Annotated in this window: 16 protein-coding genes and 1 pseudogene; 11 read left to right on the top strand and 6 right to left on the bottom strand. The window is 54.0% G+C overall.

From position 1 onward, the window contains the following. Positions 1-6 precede the first annotated feature (6 nt). Positions 7-1,044, bottom strand: a complete 1,038-nt coding sequence (purM, locus tag M2403_RS04330; protein ID WP_165059354.1) for a phosphoribosylformylglycinamidine cyclo-ligase — start codon at positions 1,042-1,044, stop codon at positions 7-9. Positions 1,045-1,403: 359 nt separating this feature from the next. On the opposite strand from purM, the gene upp reads away from it, so the two are divergent. From upp to hda, 3 genes are all read left to right on the top strand, one after another. After that, positions 1,404-2,030 carry a uracil phosphoribosyltransferase gene (gene upp, locus M2403_RS04325; protein ID WP_104922995.1) on the top strand — a complete coding sequence of 209 codons (627 nt, stop codon included), beginning with the start codon at positions 1,404-1,406 and terminating at the stop codon, positions 2,028-2,030. Between the two features lie 82 nt (positions 2,031-2,112). Then, entirely contained in the window at positions 2,113-3,405 is a 1,293-nt protein-coding gene (gene uraA / locus M2403_RS04320; RefSeq protein WP_152327937.1) for a uracil permease, read from the top strand. A gap of 165 nt (positions 3,406-3,570) precedes the next feature. Next, positions 3,571-4,278 (top strand): DnaA inactivator Hda, encoded by a 708-nt coding sequence (gene hda, locus M2403_RS04315; RefSeq protein WP_152328029.1) that lies wholly within the window; start codon positions 3,571-3,573, stop codon positions 4,276-4,278. Positions 4,279-4,341: 63 nt separating this feature from the next. On the opposite strand, the gene arsC is transcribed toward hda, so the two are convergent. Together arsC and M2403_RS04305 are read right to left on the bottom strand one after the other, a co-directional pair. Further along, positions 4,342-4,698, bottom strand: coding sequence for an arsenate reductase (glutaredoxin) (gene arsC, locus M2403_RS04310; protein WP_259228600.1), 357 nt, complete (start codon positions 4,696-4,698; stop codon positions 4,342-4,344). A gap of 26 nt (positions 4,699-4,724) precedes the next feature. After that, positions 4,725-6,101: pseudogene (locus M2403_RS04305) on the bottom strand (M48 family metalloprotease); the annotation flags it as partial. Positions 6,102-6,521: 420 nt separating this feature from the next. On the opposite strand from M2403_RS04305, the gene M2403_RS04300 reads away from it, so the two are divergent. Next, positions 6,522-7,586 carry an AI-2E family transporter gene (locus tag M2403_RS04300; RefSeq protein WP_152327940.1) on the top strand — a complete coding sequence of 355 codons (1,065 nt, stop codon included), beginning with the start codon at positions 6,522-6,524 and terminating at the stop codon, positions 7,584-7,586. 108 nt (positions 7,587-7,694) lie between these two features. Here M2403_RS04300 and bcp read toward each other — a convergent pair whose 3' ends face one another. Both bcp and M2403_RS04290 read right to left on the bottom strand, forming a co-directional pair. Continuing rightward, positions 7,695-8,162 (bottom strand): thioredoxin-dependent thiol peroxidase, encoded by a 468-nt coding sequence (gene bcp, locus M2403_RS04295; RefSeq protein ID WP_165059358.1) that lies wholly within the window; start codon positions 8,160-8,162, stop codon positions 7,695-7,697. 25 nt (positions 8,163-8,187) lie between these two features. Beyond that, positions 8,188-8,754 carry a glycine cleavage system transcriptional repressor gene (locus M2403_RS04290; protein WP_259228599.1) on the bottom strand — a complete coding sequence of 189 codons (567 nt, stop codon included), beginning with the start codon at positions 8,752-8,754 and terminating at the stop codon, positions 8,188-8,190. A 145-nt stretch (positions 8,755-8,899) separates the two neighbouring features. Between M2403_RS04290 and dapA the strand changes: the two genes are divergently transcribed. The 7 genes from dapA (at position 8,900) to ypfH (ending at position 16,128) form a co-directional block, all read left to right on the top strand. Then, positions 8,900-9,781 carry a 4-hydroxy-tetrahydrodipicolinate synthase gene (gene dapA, locus M2403_RS04285; RefSeq protein ID WP_152327943.1) on the top strand — a complete coding sequence of 294 codons (882 nt, stop codon included), beginning with the start codon at positions 8,900-8,902 and terminating at the stop codon, positions 9,779-9,781. A gap of 16 nt (positions 9,782-9,797) precedes the next feature. Next, positions 9,798-10,877, top strand: a complete 1,080-nt coding sequence (bamC, locus tag M2403_RS04280; RefSeq protein WP_152327944.1) for an outer membrane protein assembly factor BamC — start codon at positions 9,798-9,800, stop codon at positions 10,875-10,877. Between the two features lie 56 nt (positions 10,878-10,933). Then, positions 10,934-11,647, top strand: a complete 714-nt coding sequence (gene purC, locus M2403_RS04275; protein WP_047608889.1) for a phosphoribosylaminoimidazolesuccinocarboxamide synthase — start codon at positions 10,934-10,936, stop codon at positions 11,645-11,647. A 226-nt stretch (positions 11,648-11,873) separates the two neighbouring features. Beyond that, positions 11,874-12,752, top strand: coding sequence for a neutral zinc metallopeptidase (locus M2403_RS04270; protein WP_165059364.1), 879 nt, complete (start codon positions 11,874-11,876; stop codon positions 12,750-12,752). A gap of 114 nt (positions 12,753-12,866) precedes the next feature. Beyond that, positions 12,867-13,319 (top strand): DUF441 domain-containing protein, encoded by a 453-nt coding sequence (locus M2403_RS04265; RefSeq protein WP_101075569.1) that lies wholly within the window; start codon positions 12,867-12,869, stop codon positions 13,317-13,319. 10 nt (positions 13,320-13,329) lie between these two features. Continuing rightward, a complete protein-coding gene (locus M2403_RS04260) occupies positions 13,330-15,369 on the top strand; it encodes a tRNA(Met) cytidine acetyltransferase TmcA (RefSeq protein ID WP_259228598.1) in 2,040 nt (679 codons plus the stop codon). A 108-nt stretch (positions 15,370-15,477) separates the two neighbouring features. Next, positions 15,478-16,128 carry an esterase gene (gene ypfH / locus M2403_RS04255; RefSeq protein ID WP_259228597.1) on the top strand — a complete coding sequence of 217 codons (651 nt, stop codon included), beginning with the start codon at positions 15,478-15,480 and terminating at the stop codon, positions 16,126-16,128. Positions 16,129-16,195: 67 nt separating this feature from the next. On the opposite strand, the gene M2403_RS04250 is transcribed toward ypfH, so the two are convergent. Further along, positions 16,196-17,296 carry a phosphoserine transaminase gene (locus M2403_RS04250; RefSeq protein WP_208949923.1) on the bottom strand — a complete coding sequence of 367 codons (1,101 nt, stop codon included), beginning with the start codon at positions 17,294-17,296 and terminating at the stop codon, positions 16,196-16,198. Position 17,297 lies beyond the last annotated feature (1 nt).

Raw genomic sequence — 17,297 nt, 5'->3', positions numbered from 1 at the left:
GTTGAATTACTGGATGACAACACGTTCAGCGGAGTCAGAGGCTTTAATGTAGCCAATTTTCCACGCTTTTTCGCCATTATCGTTCAGTAAAGCAATCGCCTGTTCAGCCAGCTCAGCCGGAAGTGCAACCAGCATGCCAACGCCACAGTTGAAGGTACGGTACATTTCGTGACGGCTGACGTTGCCGGCGGTTTGCAGCCAGGTAAAGACATCCGGCCACTGCCAGCTTGATTCATCAATGATGACCTGAGTATTTTCAGGAAGAACGCGCGGAATATTTTCCCAGAAGCCGCCGCCGGTCAGGTGGACGATACCGTGCACCTCGACGTTTTCGATCAGATTCAGGATCGATTTCACGTAAATTTTGGTCGGTGCCAGCAGATGGTCGGCCAGCGATTTGCCTGCCAGAACGGTGGTTTCCGGATTGGTTTTGCTGACTTCCAGAATTTTGCGCACCAGCGAGTAGCCGTTGGAGTGCGGGCCACTGGCGGCCAGGCCGATCAGCACGTCGCCGTCAGCCACTTTGCTGCCGTCGATAATTTCTGATTTTTCCACCACGCCGACGCAGAAGCCCGCGACGTCGTAATCTTCGCCGTGGTACATCCCCGGCATTTCAGCGGTTTCGCCGCCAACTAACGCACAGCCGGACTGTTTACAGCCTTCTGCAATACCGGTGATCACGCTGGCGGCAGTGTCGACATCCAGTTTGCCGGTGGCGTAGTAATCGAGGAAGAACAGCGGTTCAGCGCCCTGAACGATCAAATCGTTGACGCACATCGCGACCAGGTCGATACCGATGGTATCGTGGCGTTTTAAATCCATCGCCAGACGCAGCTTGGTGCCAACGCCGTCGGTACCCGAAACCAGCACGGGTTCACGATATTTTTGCGGCAGCGCGCAGAGAGCACCAAAACCGCCCAATCCACCCATAACTTCCGGGCGACGGGTCTGTTTTACTACACCTTTAATGCGGTCTACCAATGCGTTACCGGCATCGATATCTACGCCTGCGTCTTTATAGCTGAGAGAGGTTTTGTCGGTCACTGCGAAGTCCCCACGGCGGTTTGGGTTGGTGATTGAAAAATAATGCGCGGCAATTCTAACAGTGGAAGCAAACGTTTGCGAGCGCCTTATTGACTGTGTCTATCTATACTGATTTTAGAAGCCAATGAGAGAGCTTATCCAAAGTCAGCCTGATTGCAGCAAGGCGGCAAACGCACGAATCCCGATGAGCTGACATGAGTCAGTGATTCGGGTGAGAAAGTGCAGCCAACACCGCAGCAGTTAGACTGACGAAGGATATGTTGATCCGGATCAGGCAATTGGCAGTGGCGTTCAAAAAAAATGGCGTTATAATCTCGCGATTTTTTTTTTGCAGCCCAACCACCTTAGGAGAATAAACAATGAAGATCGTCGAGGTGAAACACCCGCTGGTGAAACACAAGCTGGGCCTGATGCGTGAAAATGACATCAGCACAAAACGTTTTCGCGAACTGGCTTCTGAGGTGGGTAGTCTTCTGACGTATGAAGCGACTGCCGATTTAGAAACTGAAAAAGTCACTATCGAAGGCTGGTGTGGTCCGGTTGAAATCGACCAGATCAAGGGCAAGAAAATTACCGTTGTGCCAATTCTGCGTGCCGGTCTGGGCATGATGGAAGGCGTACTGGAACACGTCCCGAGCGCGCGTATCAGCGTGGTGGGTGTGTACCGTGATGAAGAAACCCTGAAGCCTGTGCCGTATTTCCAGAAGCTGGTTTCTAACATCGAAGAACGTCTGGCTCTGGTGGTTGACCCGATGCTGGCAACCGGCGGTTCCATGATCGCAACCATCGACCTGCTGAAAAAAGCGGGCTGCCAGAGCATTAAAGTTCTGGTGCTGGTGGCGGCACCGGAAGGGATCGCCGCTCTCGAAGCTGCGCACCCTGACGTCGAGCTCTACACGGCCTCGGTGGATCAGGGACTCAACGAAAAGGGCTACATCATGCCGGGGCTCGGCGATGCGGGCGACAAGATATTTGGTACGAAGTAAGCGTTAAGCCGACTCATGAGTCGGCTTTTTTTTGGTTTTTAAAACACATAACACAACACCACACTTTAAGAGGATCACATCCATGACCCGTCGTGTCATCGGGGTAAGTGAGCGTCCGCCTTTACTGCAGACAATCCCCCTGAGTTTCCAGCATCTGTTTGCCATGTTTGGTGCCACCGTTCTGGTTCCCATTCTGTTCAAAATTAACCCGGCAACGGTGCTGCTGTTCAATGGCATAGGGACTTTGCTGTATTTATTTGTCTGTAAAGGGAAAATACCGGCGTATCTGGGTTCAAGCTTCGCGTTCATTTCACCGGTGCTGTTGCTGTTGCCGATGGGGTATGAAGTGGCGCTGGGCGGATTTATTGCCTGCGGTTTACTGTTCTGCCTGGTGGCGCTGATTGTTAAGAAAGCCGGGATTGGCTGGATTAACGTGATGTTCCCGCCCGCAGCGATGGGCGCAATCGTTGCCGTCATCGGGCTGGAGCTGGCCGGTGTGGCTGCCAATATGGCCGGTTTGCTGCCGGCTGACGGCGTACCGGTGGATTCCAAAACGATCATCATCTCTCTGGTGACGCTGTCGGTGACGATCCTTGGTTCCGTGCTCTTTCGCGGTTTCCTGGCGATTATCCCGATCCTCATCGGCGTGCTGGTAGGTTATGCGCTGTCCTTCTTTATGGGCGTTGTGGATGTTTCTGCGATTGAAAACGCGCACTGGTTTGCTCTGCCAACTTTCTACACACCGCGTTTCGAATGGGTAGCGATCCTGACCATTTTGCCTGCGGCGCTGGTGGTTATTGCCGAGCATGTCGGGCATTTAGTCGTGACGGCGAACATCGTGAAAAAAGATTTGCTGCGTGATCCGGGCCTGCACCGTTCGATGCTGGCTAACGGCCTTTCTACCGTGTTGTCCGGTTTCTTCGGTTCTACTCCCAATACCACATACGGCGAAAATATCGGCGTGATGGCGATCACCAAGGTTTACAGCACCTGGGTGATTGGTGGTGCGGCGATTCTGGCGATCCTGCTTTCCTGTATCGGGAAACTGGCGGCGGCAATTCAGGCCGTTCCGGTTCCGGTAATGGGCGGCGTTTCCTTGCTGTTGTATGGCGTGATTGGCGCATCCGGTATCCGCGTACTGATTGAATCTAAAGTCGATTACAACAAGGCACAGAACCTGATCCTGACTGCGGTGATCCTCATCATCGGCGTCAGCGGCGCGAAGATCCACATCGGTGCGGCGGAGCTGAAAGGCATGGCGCTGGCCACGATCGTGGGTATCTTCCTGAGTCTGTTGTTCAAAGTGATCGAGATTTTCCGCGGCGAAGAACAGATCATTGATATCGATGACGAGAGGGAAAATCCGCCAGTCTGAGGGGGATCATTTCTGACCGGTTTGCCAGCGCGCAACCGGTCAGGTGCTCGGATCGCAAGCGGTTGCACCGGGCACAGTTCATTTCACCGCGGATCCTTGCTAGAATTTGGCAGTTCCTTTTATTGACGTGACAACATCTGCGGTCTTCATACCGCTTTGGTTGAGGTGCTTCTGAATACGCCGGCACAGCTTTCCCTGCCACTTTATCTGCCCGATGATGAGACTTTTGCCAGTTTTCATCCGGGGGAAAACTCTTCTCTGCTTTCTGCGATTCAGACCGCATTGCATCAGGAACACGGCACGTATATCTATTTTTGGTCCCGCGAAGGCGGTGGCCGCAGCCATCTTTTACACGCAGCCTGCGCCGAATTATCGCAACGCGGTGAAGCCGTGGGTTATGTGCCTTTAGACAAGCGCGCTTATTTCGTCCCTGAAGTGCTGGACGGCATGGAGCATCTGGCGCTGGTTTGTATTGATAACATCGAAGGGATTGCCGGAGATGATGAATGGGAAGCGGCCGTTTTCCATCTTTATAACCGCATTCTCGAAACCGGTCGCACGCGCCTGTTTATTACCGGCGATCGTCCTCCGCGTCAGCTGAATCTCAGCTTGCCGGATCTCGCTTCCCGTCTCGACTGGGGGCAAATCTACAAACTCCAGCCGCTTTCCGATGATGAAAAACTTCAGGCATTACAGTTGCGCGCCAAACTGCGCGGTTTTGAATTGCCGGAAGACGTGGGGCGTTTCCTGTTAAAACGCCTGGATCGCGAAATGCGGACATTGTTCATGACGTTGGATCAGCTCGATCGCGCGTCCATCACGGCGCAGCGGAAACTCACGATCCCGTTTGTGAAAGAAATTCTGGGGCTGTAAATCAGGGTTGTAAATCGGAGAAGATCCGGGTTCGTGTGGCGAACCCGAATTTGACGCGGGGAATTACAAAATCTCTTTCACCTGTTCCGGTGGCCGGCCTAAACGCGCTTTGCCGTTGGCGATCACAATCGGACGTTCAATCAGTTTCGGGTTTTCCACCATCGCCTGCAAAAGCTGAGCTTCACTCAGGTTTTTATCGGCCAGATTCAATGTTTTATAAATTTCCTCGCCTTTGCGGATTAATTCCCGTGCAGAGCTGAATCCCAGCTTTTTCAGCAAACCTTGCAACGTTTCGACAGACGGAGGTGTGTCCAGATACAGGATCACTTCCGGTGTAATACCTTCATCTTCCAGCAGTTTCAACGTTTCGCGGCTCTTTGAGCAGCGCGGATTGTGATAAATCGCAACTTCATCTGACATAACTTTCTCCCTGATAGATTCAGACATCAGCCTTTCTGATACTGGCGGAAACGCCCCTGTAACTGGCGGAGCTGATCAATACGTGCGTCGTAGCGGGCCTGCTCGAGGCTGCCTAATTTCTGCAATGCACTGGCATTACTCAGCATTTCAATCGCCTGATCCAGGCGCCCGACCAGCGCCATACTTTCAGCGCGCGCGGCCAGTTCCTGCGCACGCAAGCCTTGCGCGGCAGCAGCCTGAGACAATAAATCCCAGCCGTTCGGGTCGCCTGGATAATTGAACGTATAACGGTTCAGGATTTTCATGGCGTTGGCCGGTTTCGCACCTTCCAGATAGGCGTTTGCCAGGTTCAGCTGCAAAACAGGGTTGGAACTGGTCGCCGCACCGGCCTGCTCCAGACGGGCGATCGCCTGTGGAGCGCGTTTGCTGTCGATGTCATTATCGGTGGACAAATCGAGCAACCATTCGTTGCCCGGATAGGTCGTCAGCAACGGCTCAAGAATGGCGCGCGCCTGATCGAATTTTTTCGCTTTATAGAACAGCAATGCGTGGCCATATTTCGCCGCCAGCTGCTCGCGGACATTGCCGTTACTCAGCTTTTGCAGATAGTCATCGGAAAGCGGATAGCTTTCTGAGCCGTACATCCCGAGGATACGCACCTTCGCCATCACGTAGTCCTGTGACGACTGGACAAACAGGTGCGGCATCTGGTTGGCGCGGTTACGGATATCGGCCAGACGGCTGTCCGGCAACGGGTGCGTCAGCAACATTTCCGGCGGACGCGTCGAATAACTGGCCTGATCGGCAAGCTTTTGCAGGAATGCAGGCATGGCCTGCGGATCAAAGCCGGAACGCTGCAACACCTGGATCCCGATGCGGTCGGCTTCCTGTTCGTTGGCCTGCGTGAAGCTGATCATCCCCTGCGCGGTTCCGGCCAGCGTGCCGGTCAGCGCCGCCATGCCCATTTGCGGGCTGGCCATTGCCAGAAGAATCGAACCGAGTGCGCCAACCCACGTCAGCGGCGCGTTACGCTGCTGATCTTCCATCGCACGCGCCAGATGGCGTTGCGTTACGTGAGAAATTTCGTGCGCCATCACCGAAGCCAGCTGGCTTTCGTTATCGGTATACCGGAACAGCGAGGAGTGAAGCACCACGTTGCCGCCGAAGAAGGCAAAGGCGTTCAGCTCATCGTTATTGACGATAAAGAAATGGAAAGGCGTGCGGACGGAATACGCGTGGGCGACCAGACGTTGGCCGAGCGCATTAATGTATTGATTCAGCAGCGGATCGTTAATCAGCGGCGTACTGGCGCGCATCTGACGGACGTAAAAATCGCCCATCTGCAGTTCCTGATTAATACTGAGCGTCCCGCCTGCGGTGGTGCCGATGTCGGGAAGCTGATCGCTCGACACGGGCGCTGACGGTGAACGGGTATTTTGGGATGAAGAACCAACGGGCGTCGACCAGAATGAACTGTCGTCGGCTCCTGCGGGGAGGACTGTGCCAGTGAACAGGCTGCCCAGGCACAGGGCGATCACCGTTTTTTTCAACCGCATTACCATAAACATTTGCTTCCCAATAAGTTAACCGCGATGCCGATAAGCATTAAGAGCCTTTCATCCATGAACTGTTGGTCACACCATTATTTTGTGACGCTTTTCTTTGCGCCGGTCTCTATAGTAGCTATCCTCGTGAGAGTTTAAAACACTCCGCAGCTACAGTTGTGTGACAACGAGATTTGAAGATAGTTACTTGTGTCTGAGCGCGCAGGGAACGAACAGCGCAAACCCGTCAGACCCGGAATTTACAGGAGTGTTCTCACGATGTTGGACATGTTATTGCAATGGTATCGCCGCCGCTTTACTGACCCGCAGGCCATCGCGCTGCTGGCTATTCTGGTGGCGGGTTTTTGTATTCTTTATTTTCTCAACGGCATTCTGGCACCGCTTTTAGTGGCGATTGTGCTGGCGTATTTACTGGAATGGCCGACGGTACGGCTGCAACACGTCGGGCTGTCGCGCACGCTGGCGGTCAGCGTGGTGCTGATTATATTTGCCGGAATTTTACTGCTCGGCATGTTTGTGGTGGCGCCGGTGACGTGGCAGCAGGGCGTCAATTTGCTGGCCGATTTGCCAAGTATGCTTAACCGTTTCTATGATTTTGCCGCCACATTGCCTAAACGTTATCCGGCGCTGGTGGATGCGGGCATCATCGATATGATGGCCGAAAACCTGCGCAGCAAGCTGTCAGGGCTAGGCGAATCCGTAGTGAAATATTCACTGGCGTCGCTGGTCGGTTTACTGACGCTGGCGATCTACCTGATTCTGGTGCCGATGATGGTGTTCTTTTTGCTCAAGGATAAAGAGCAGATGCTGAACGCTGTGCGCCGTATTTTGCCCCGCGACCGCGGTCTGGCCGGGCAAGTGTGGGCAGAGATGAATCAGCAAATCACCAATTATATCCGCGGAAAAGTGCTGGAAATGATCATCGTAGGTGTGGCGACCTATCTGGTGTTTGTGGTTATGGATTTGCGTTATTCGCTCTTACTTGCTGTGCTGGTGGGCGTATCGGTTCTGATCCCCTACATCGGCGCGATGCTGGTGACCATTCCGGTGGTCATTGTGGCGATGTTCCAGTGGGGTCTTGGCGCGGATTTCTGGACGCTGATTGTGGCGTATCTGGTGGTTCAGGGATTAGACGGCAACGTTATCGTGCCGCTGTTGTTCTCGGAAGCTGTAAATCTGCATCCGCTGGTGATTATTCTTTCGGTGGTGGTATTCGGCGGACTGTGGGGATTCTGGGGCGTGTTCTTCGCGATACCGCTGGCCACACTGGTCAAGGCCGTGGTTCACGTCTGGCCGGATGAATCCCTGAACGAAACCGTTTAGAGAAGTGGCGGGTTTTGGTTTAGCAGCAATAAAAAAAGCGCGTCTGCGCTTTTTTAATTTCCACTACCGTAAGCCAACTTTGTGATGGTGCGAAGGTTACCGGTTGGCTCAATTGCCGTTGAGGTAAGCCATCACAATGTCGTGGTGGTTGGTAGTTTTGAAGTCGTCGAAGACTTTCTCAACATTGCCATTCCCGTCGAGCAGGAAGCTGATGCGATGGATGCCGTCGTAGGTTTTCCCCATAAAGGATTTTTCACCCCAGACGCCAAACTGTTCGCAAACCTGATGATCTTCATCGGACAGCAATGTGAAGTTCAGCAGTTCTTTTTCTGCGAAGCGTGACAGTTTTTCTGGCTTATCAGTGCTGATCCCCAGCACTTCAACGCCTGCGCTTTTCAACTGATCCATGTTGTCGCGAAGACCACAAGCCTGCACGGTGCAGCCCGGCGTCATCGCTTTAGGGTAGAAATAGACCAGGACTTTCTGTCCCTGGAAGTCGGCCAGATTAATTTGTTCACCATCTTGATCGGGCAAACTAAATTGCGGCGCAGGGTCACCGGCTTTCAGTGGGCTCATTGTCTTTCTCCGTATCTCTTAGCTGTTACTGCAGTTTATCTTCATTCTCAGAATAACTAACGACGTTAATACTGCCTTGCGCTTTCAGTTCTGTACATAGCTGATGGAACGCTTGCTCAATAATTACCGGGTCGGTATTGGCGGCACTGTGCGCGGTCATCTGAATAGATAACTGCGCAGGCGTGGTCGCATCGGCCGGACGTGTTTTTGACGCAAGTTCGGCGATATTCATCTGATGTGTATCGAATAAATCAGTAAAACGCTCAATCAGATGAGGGGAGTCTTTAACATCCACTTTTACCCAAACCGTAGCAGGCATCGGCGGGCGTTCATGTGCGCTGGTACGCTTCATCACGATCAATAATTCCAGCTCAGCGCCTTTCTGCGGCAGGGTGGATTCAATCAGCGTGATGGCATTCCAGCTGCCGGAAAGCAGCATAATAAACGTAAATTCATCGCCGAGCATCGCCAGACGGCTGTCTTCGATATTACAGCCGCAGCTGCTGACCTGGCGGGTGATGGTGTTCACGATACCCGGACGATCGGCACCTAATGCGGTAATAACCAGATAATGTTGTTGTGGCTGCGGCAAATTGTGTCTTCCTGTCGTGCTTGGGAGTATTCCCAAGGTAAACATAAAAAAAACCGCCGGACAAGCGCTTACCGCTCGTTGTTTGCTTGCTTTTGCAGTGGTGTCAAAAGTACCATGAGTGACCTGTTTGTGGAGGGGAAGGTCAATGTTTACGGGAAGTATTGTTGCACTGGTTACGCCGATGGACACCAAAGGTGCTGTCGATCGCGCGAGTCTGAAAAAACTGATTGATTATCATGTGTCCAGTGGTACTGCGGCGATCGTTTCCGTTGGCACGACCGGTGAGTCGGCAACGTTAAGCCATGAAGAGCACGGTGACGTGGTTCTTCAGACGCTGGAACTGGCCGATGGGCGCATTCCTGTTATCGCCGGGACCGGGGCAAATGCCACCGCTGAAGCGATTTCTCTTACACAACGCTTTGAAAATAGTGGCGTTGTTGGCTGCCTGACAGTCACTCCCTATTACAATCGCCCGACGCAGGAAGGCCTGTATCAGCATTTCAAAGCGATTGCTGAAAACACGTCTCTGCCGCAAATTCTCTATAACGTGCCTTCACGTACCGGCTGCGATATGTTGCCGCCGACCATCGCGCGTTTAGCAAAATTGAAGAATATTGTTGCTGTTAAAGAGGCAACAGGGAACTTAAGTCGTGTTAGTCAGATCCAAGTGCTGGTTGATGATGAAGATTTCATTCTGCTGAGCGGCGATGACGCCAGCGGTCTGGACTTTATGCAACTCGGCGGCAAGGGCGTCATTTCCGTCACTGCCAACGTAGCTGCCCGTGAAATGGCTCAACTGTGTGAGCTGGCGGCCTCCGGTAACTTTGCCGAAGCGCGTCGCCTGAATCAGCGCCTGATGCCGTTGCATCAGCATTTGTTTGTAGAAGCAAACCCAATCCCGGTGAAATGGGCCTGTAAGGCACTGGGTTTGATGGCAACCGATACTCTGCGTCTGCCTATGACGCCGTTAACAGATGCTGCCCGTCCGGTCGTGGAAGAAGCATTAAAAAGCGCCGGTTTGCTGTAACTCTTAGGAAGATTTGATGGCCTCTTTATTTGACAAGAATAGTTTCCAGATGACCCATTTGCAGAAGTCTGCCGTAGCAAAAGTGGTCGGGGTTTCCCTGATTATGTTGCTGGCCGCTTGTTCAAGCGATCAACGTTATAAGCGCCAGGTAAGCGGCGATGAAGCTTATCTGGATGCCCCTGCGCTGCATGATCTGAAAGCGCCAGCGGGCATGATTTTACCGGTTCAGAACGGTACGTATGAAATTCAGGCCGGTTCAATGCAGGGCGCTGTCGGCAAACAACTCGACATTCGTCCGCCGTCCCAGCCGCTGGCCTTACTGAACGGTTCTCAGACCCAGTTCTCTGGCGACAGCAGCACCGTACTGCTGGAAAACACGCCGCAAAACCGCGACCTGTGGAACAGCGTAGTGAAAGCCGTTGAGCAAAATAATTACAAAATTGCTAACCGCGATGATGCTAACCAGACTCTGACCACTGATTTCGTTAACTGGAATCGTGCCGATGAAGACTTCCAGTATCAGGGCCGTTATCAGATCAGCGTGAAACAGCAGAGCTACCAGTTAGCGCTGACCGTGAAAACGCTTGAGCTGAAACAGCAGGATAAAGCGGTCACAACCACAGCTGAAATCCAGCGTTACAACAGCCAGATGATGAACACCATCACGGCGAATCTGGATAAAGTGCAGCAGGATACTCAGGCACGCCTCGACAACCGTCGTGTGGGTGAGATTGATGTCCAGAGCGGTGCGGATGATACCGGTTTACCGGTGCTGATCGTTCGTTCAACGTACGGCGTAGTGTGGGATCGCCTGCCGAATGCCCTGGCGAAAGCTGGCATGAAAGTCACCGACAGCAGCCGTCCGCAGGGCACCTTGTCCGTGACCTACAAACCACTAAACGACGACGCGTGGCAGACACTGGGTGCGAAAGATCCGGGCCTCACTTCCGGTGATTACAAACTTCAGGTCGGCGACCTCGATAACCGTAGTAGCTTGCAGTTCCTTGATCCGAAAGGACATGCTCTCAGCCAGTCGCAAAACGACGCGATGGTGGCGGTCATGCAGGCCGCGTTTAGCCAGAGCAGCGCAAAATAATACCAAGGGGCTCCGGCCCCTTTTTACATCTGTTTTTTCCACTGGAGTAAGTAAAGATGCAAAAGTTAGCTGAGTTGTATCGCGGCAAGGCGAAAACCGTCTACACCACCGAAAACCCGGACCTGCTGGTACTGGAGTTCCGTAACGATACGTCAGCACTGGATGGTCAGCGTATTGAGCAGTTCGACCGTAAAGGGTTGGTTAACAACAAATTTAACCATTTCATCATGGCTAAGCTGGAAGAAGCGGGTATCCCAACGCAAATGGAACGCCTGTTGTCTGACACCGAAGTGCTGGTGAAAAAACTGGATATGGTCCCGGTTGAATGCGTTATCCGTAACCGTGCTGCGGGTTCGCTGGTAAAACGTCTGGGCATTGAAGAAGGTCTGGAACTGAACCCGCCGTTGTTCGATCTGTTCCTGAAAAACGACGCGATGCACGACCCGATGGTCAATGAGTCGTACTGCAAGACCTTTGGCTGGGTAAACGAGGAAAACCTCGCGCGCATGAAAGAGCTGAGTTACAAAGCGAACGACGTTCTGAGCAAACTGTTTGACGATGCGGGTCTGATCCTGGTCGACTTCAAACTGGAGTTCGGTCTGTTCAACGGTGAAGTTGTACTGGGTGATGAATTCTCCCCGGACGGCAGCCGCCTGTGGGATAAAGAAACCCTGAACAAAATGGATAAAGACCGTTACCGCCAGAGCCTCGGTGGCCTGATCGAAGCGTACGAAGAAGTTGCGCATCGCATCGGTGTAAAACTGGACTAAGCGACCGCTATTTTTTTAGCGGGGCTGCGCAATCGTTTACGCGGTGCAGTCCGGTGTTCAACGGGTGATGAAAATCATCACCCGCTCTTTTCTTTACGTTTTATTTTCCCTTTTCCTCACTGTTTTATTTCATTTAAATATTCCTCGCCTAAAATTACGTCCCTTCGCAGATGGTATTAATCGTGTGCGCTGGCTAGTCTTTAAAAAAACAGTCTGGAGGTGGGGTATGCGTTGGCAAGGGCGTCGCGAAAGCGACAATGTAGAAGACAGACGCGGAGAAGGAGCTAACGGCGGGCCGGGAATGGGCGGTGGCGGAATGCGCCTGCCTATCCGTGGCAAAAGCGGCATTGTGATTATTATCGTCGTACTGGTGGCCGGTTATTACGGCATCGACCTGACGCCGCTGATTGACGGCGGTCAGTCCGGCGACATACAGCGTCAGACGCAATCGCAATCCATCAGCCCGAAAGATGACGAGCAGGCGAAATTCACGTCCGTGATCCTCGCGTCAACAGAAGACACCTGGAAAGAAATATTTCAGAAAGAGGGGATGACCTACCGCGAGCCAAAACTGGTGATGTACCGCGGCGCAACCCGAACCGGGTGTGGCACCGGTCAGTCGGTCATGGGGCCTTTTTATTGCCCGGCGGACAGCACGGTTTACATCGATCTTTCTTTCTATCAGGATTTGCAGAATAAGCTCGGCGCGGGCGGCGATTTTGCGCAGGGTTATGTGGTCGCGCACGAAGTCGGTCACCATGTGCAAAACCTTCTGGGCACCGAGCGTAAAGTTCGTCAGATGCAGCAGGGCGCTTCGCAAACTGTGGTGAATCAGCTTTCCGTAAAAATGGAACTTCAGGCCGACTGTTACGCCGGTGTCTGGGGCCACGCGATGCAGCAGCAAAACGTGCTTGAAGAAGGCGATTTAAAAGAAGCTCTGGATGCCGCGCAGGCGATCGGCGATGACCGTTTGCAACAGCAAAGCCAGGGGCGCGTCGTGCCGGACAGCTTTACGCACGGCACGTCTCAACAACGCTACACCTGGTTTAAACGCGGGTTCGACACCGGGAATCCTGACCAGTGCAACACCTTCGCCAGCCGCTGATTAAGTGAGAATAAGCTCTGGTCTGCCAGTAAAAACTGTTCAATAATCAATGTCCGACTTTGAGAGGCTCACTGAGCCTCTCTTTCATCTGCATGTTGAACCGCTGGGAACGCCATGGCTTTTCTCGATCCAACCCTTTTAATTCTGCTCGTTTTTGCCGGTCTCGGAATTATCAGTCACAACAGTGCCGTCACTATCGCAATGTTTTTTCTCCTGACGGTGCGCATTACACCGCTCAATAATTTCTTTCCGTGGATCGAAAAATACGGCCTTACTATCGGCATTATTATTTTAACCATCGGGGTAATGGCACCGATTGCCAGCGGCAAAATCAGCGCCAGTACCGTGGTTCACTCTTTCTTCCACTGGAAATCCATTCTGGCGATCCTGGTGGGCGTGCTGGTGTCATGGCTGGGCGGACGCGGTTTGACGCTGATGGGCAGTCAGCCGCATCTGGTGGCGGGTCTGCTGGTCGGGACGGTGCTGGGCGTGGCGATGTTTAAAGGCGTTCCGGTCGGGCCGCTGATTGCGGCAGGTCTGCTGTCGATGCTGGTGGGAAAAACCTGAGCGGTAACCCATGGATATTGTGCTAAAAAATACCCTGCAACAGCAGATGCTTGAACAGGGCGTTCGCCGTCTGCTGGTTTTCAGCGGCGAGGCCGCGTGGTGTGCCGCACAGGCGGAGCAGTTCGCGCAAGGGCAACCTGGCGACTGGGTGTGGGTCAGCGGAAATCCCCCGACAGACGCGCAGTCTGTGACTTTTTCTGCGGTACACACGTTGCTGGGACAGGAAAAACTGCACGGCGTATTCGACGCGCGAACCGGGCTGAATGCTGACGCGCTGGCGATGTTTTCCGGCATTCTGAAAGCGGGAAGCTGGCTTATTTTACTGGTGCCGGAATGGGATGAGTGGCCGCAGCGTCCTGATGCCGACAGTCTGCGCTGGAGCGAACAGCCGCAGGCGATCCCGGCTCCGCGTTTTATCCAACGTTTTCAAACTTTACTGCGTCGCCATCCGGAAATTTCCGTGTGTCGCCAGAATGCGCCTTTAGCCATTCCACCTTTATCGCCCGCCGTTGCGTGGATACCGCCCGACGGCCAGCCAACGCCTCAGCAGCATCTGATTTTACAACAGCTGCTGAGCGCGGACTCCGGCGTCTGGGTGCTGACGGCACCGCGCGGTCGCGGCAAATCAACGCTGGCCGGTATGCTCGCCAGCCGCTGGCCGGGCATCTGCCGGATTACCGCGCCGGGTAAAGCGTCCGCAAATCAAATCCTCAGTCATCTTCCGGAATCGGCCTGTTTTATCGCACCGGATGCCTTGCTTGCATTATGTGACGCCGGGCCGGTGACGGACGCCGACTGGCTGATAATCGATGAAGCGGCGGCGATCCCCGCACCGATGCTGTCGGCGCTGATCGCGTCGTTTCCCCGCGTTTTACTTTCCACCACGGTTCAGGGCTATGAAGGCACAGGCCGCGGTTTTCTGCTGAAATTCTGCGCCTCGCTGCCGCACTGGCATGATTTACGTCTGACCGAACCGGTCCGCTGGTCCGCAGGCGACCTGCTGGAGCCGTTCATCAGCGAGTTATTGCTGTTTTCGGAAGAAATTCCCGCCGGAGATGCCACGACAGCAACGTCCGAAATATTCTCCATCGATGCCGGTGACTGGCTGCGTGAACCTGCGCTTTTGCAGCAGTTTTACGGTTTACTGACCAGCGCACACTACCGCACCTCGCCGCTGGATTTACGCCGCCTGCTCGATGCACCTGGCATGATTTTCAGTGCCGCCAGGCAGAAAAGCACGCTGACCGGTGCACTGTGGCTGGTGGAAGAGGGCGGGCTGAGTGCGGAACTGGCGCATGAAGTCTGGGCCGGAAGGCGGCGTCCGCGCGGGAACCTGGTCGCACAATCTCTTGCCGCGCACGCCGGTTTCCCGCAGGCGGCGGTTTTGCGTTCGCGCCGCATCAGCCGTATTGCTGTTCATCCGGCGTTCCGGCGTCAGGGAATTGCCAGCGAGTTGCTGATGCAGCAAAAACACAGCGCGCAGCAACAGAGGCTGGATTTTATGTCGGTCAGTTTCGGCTATACCGATGAACTCGCCGCGTTGTGGCAGCAGGCCGGTTTTCGTCTGGTGCGCGTGAGTCCGCAGAAAGAGGCCAGCAGCGGATGTTACGCCGCGATGGCGCTGTTACCGTTAAGCGATGCCGGAAAGGCGCTGACGGATGCCGCAGAGTCGCAGCTCAACCGCGACTGGCGCTGGCTGGCACCGCAGATTGACCGCCAGCTGCCGCTCCCGTTAACGGGCGATTTATCATTAGATGAAGCCGACTGGCGCGAACTGGCCGGATTTGCGTTTGCGCACCGGCCGCTGGAAAGCAGTTTACCGGCGCTGAACCGCCTCTTACTGCAACTTTCCCTGCCGCTGGTCGCCCTGCGCGCTTACCTGCAACAGGGGAAAAGTGTCGCCGACATTGTGCAGATGCTGCGGCTGAATGGCCGGAAAGACCTGCTGGTCCGCTGGCGTCAGGAAACGGCGCAGGCGCTGAAAGCCACGGATGCGACGGCGTGTGAAATTTGGCGTCGGCGGGCAATTTCCCTGCACACTGGCGATTAAATCAACGGTTTTATTGCAAAAAATGGAAAGACTCGTTCAATAAAACCCGATTTCACTGACCGGCGGGCGGCGTATAGTAAGGCCATTAACCTACAACGGGAGAAATTCATGAGCTCAGAACAGATTATTGTCCAGCAACCGGAAGAAAGAGCTAACCAGCTGATTTTACTGTTTCATGGCGTGGGCGATAACCCGATTTCCATGGGTGAGATCGGCAAGTTTTTTGCGCTTTCTTTTCCACAGGCGCAGGTTATCAGCGTCGGCAGCCCGGACATCTGTGATTTTGGCCGTGGCTTCCAGTGGTTCTCCGTGCAGGGCGTGACGGAGCAAAACCGTCAGCCGCGTGTCGACGCGGCGATGCCCGCATTCGTCGAAATTGTCCGCGACTGGCAGCAGAAAACCGGCGTGCCGCCGGAACATACCACGCTGATTGGTTTCTCTCAGGGGACCATCATGGCGCTGGAATCCACCAAAGTGGAAGAACATCTGGCTTCGCGCATTGTGGCTTTCAGCGGACGTTTCTCCGTCCTGCCGGAAAAATCGATTTCTGCCGGTACTGTGGTGCATTTTATTCACGGTGAACCGGATCCGGTGATTAACCCGTTCCAGTCAAAAAGTGCCGCTGAGCGCCTCAAATCATTAGGCTGTGATTGCACCCTGAATCTTCAGCCGGGCATGGGCCACGGGCTGGATTCACACATGATCAATACCGCGATTGCGCATTTGAAAAACTACGAACCGAAGTCTCATCAGCACTGATTTTTACCCGTAAAAAAGCCCCCGCCTGCTGATCAGTTGGGGGCTTTTTTATTGAAATCACAGAGGTTTATTTGCGATTATGGCGCAGGAAGTCATCCATGAAGTTGGTCAGTTTCTCTGCCGCTGGCAGTGAAAGCGCGTTGTAGATTGAGGCGCGGATCCCGCCAATGGCGCGATGACCCGCCAGACCTGAGAAACCGGCTTCATGGCTTTCTGCCAGGAATTTTTGCTCCAGCGTCTCATCCGGCAATTTAAACGCCACGTTCATTTGTGAACGGTCTTCCTTGCTGCTCCAGCCTTTGTAAAAACCGTCGCTGTTATCAAGCATCGCATACAGCAATTCGGCTTTATGGCGGTTGGTTTGGGCCATATTTTCCAGACCGCCTACGTCATTGAGCAGCCAGCGGGTGACCAGCAGAACCACGTAAATCGCAAAAACTGGTGGCGTATTCAGGTTGGAATGGGATTCAACCTGACGACGGTAGTTGAGGAATGTCGGCAGTTCGTCGGAGGAGGCTTTCACCACGGTGTCATGCACCAGCACAATCGTCACACCGGCCGGGCCGATGTTTTTCTGGGCATGGGCGTAAATCACCGAGAATTTATTAGCATCGCACGGTTTAGACAGGAAATCAGAGGACATATCGCAGACGCGAGGCACATCATCGCGGCCCACAACGCGCTGGAATTGCAGCCCTTCCACGGTTTCGTTCGAAACGTAATGCAGATACGGCGCGTCCGGTGAAAAATCCAGCTCGCCATCAGATGGCAGACGGTTAAAACCACAGGACTCACCGCTCCACAGCACTTTTACCGGGCCTTCGCGACGCGCTTCGGTCACAACCTTGCTGCTCCAGTAACCGGTATCCAGATATTCAGCCGCATGTTTCTGGCCGCGAAGTAACGTCATCGGCACCATGGAAAACTGCTGTGTGGCGCCGCCTTGCAGAAACAGAATATGGAAATCCTGAGACAAGCCGAGCAGGGTACGGATGTTATTTTCCGTTTCTTCGACGACGGCAGCGAACCAGTCTGAGCGGTGGCTGATCCCGAGGATCGACAGGCCAACCTCCGGCACTTCTTTGATGGCGGCCTCGACCTGCGCCAGAACCGTTTCCGGCAATGCGCCGGGACCACCAGAGAAATTCAGGGCGTTACGTGAAATCATG

The sequence above is a fragment of the Rahnella sp. BIGb0603 genome (genome assembly GCF_024808755.1).
Taxonomy (GTDB): domain Bacteria; phylum Pseudomonadota; class Gammaproteobacteria; order Enterobacterales; family Enterobacteriaceae; genus Rahnella; species Rahnella contaminans.
The sequence above is the reverse complement of the archived record's forward strand: the minus strand, read 5'-3'. Positions and strand labels throughout refer to the sequence as shown.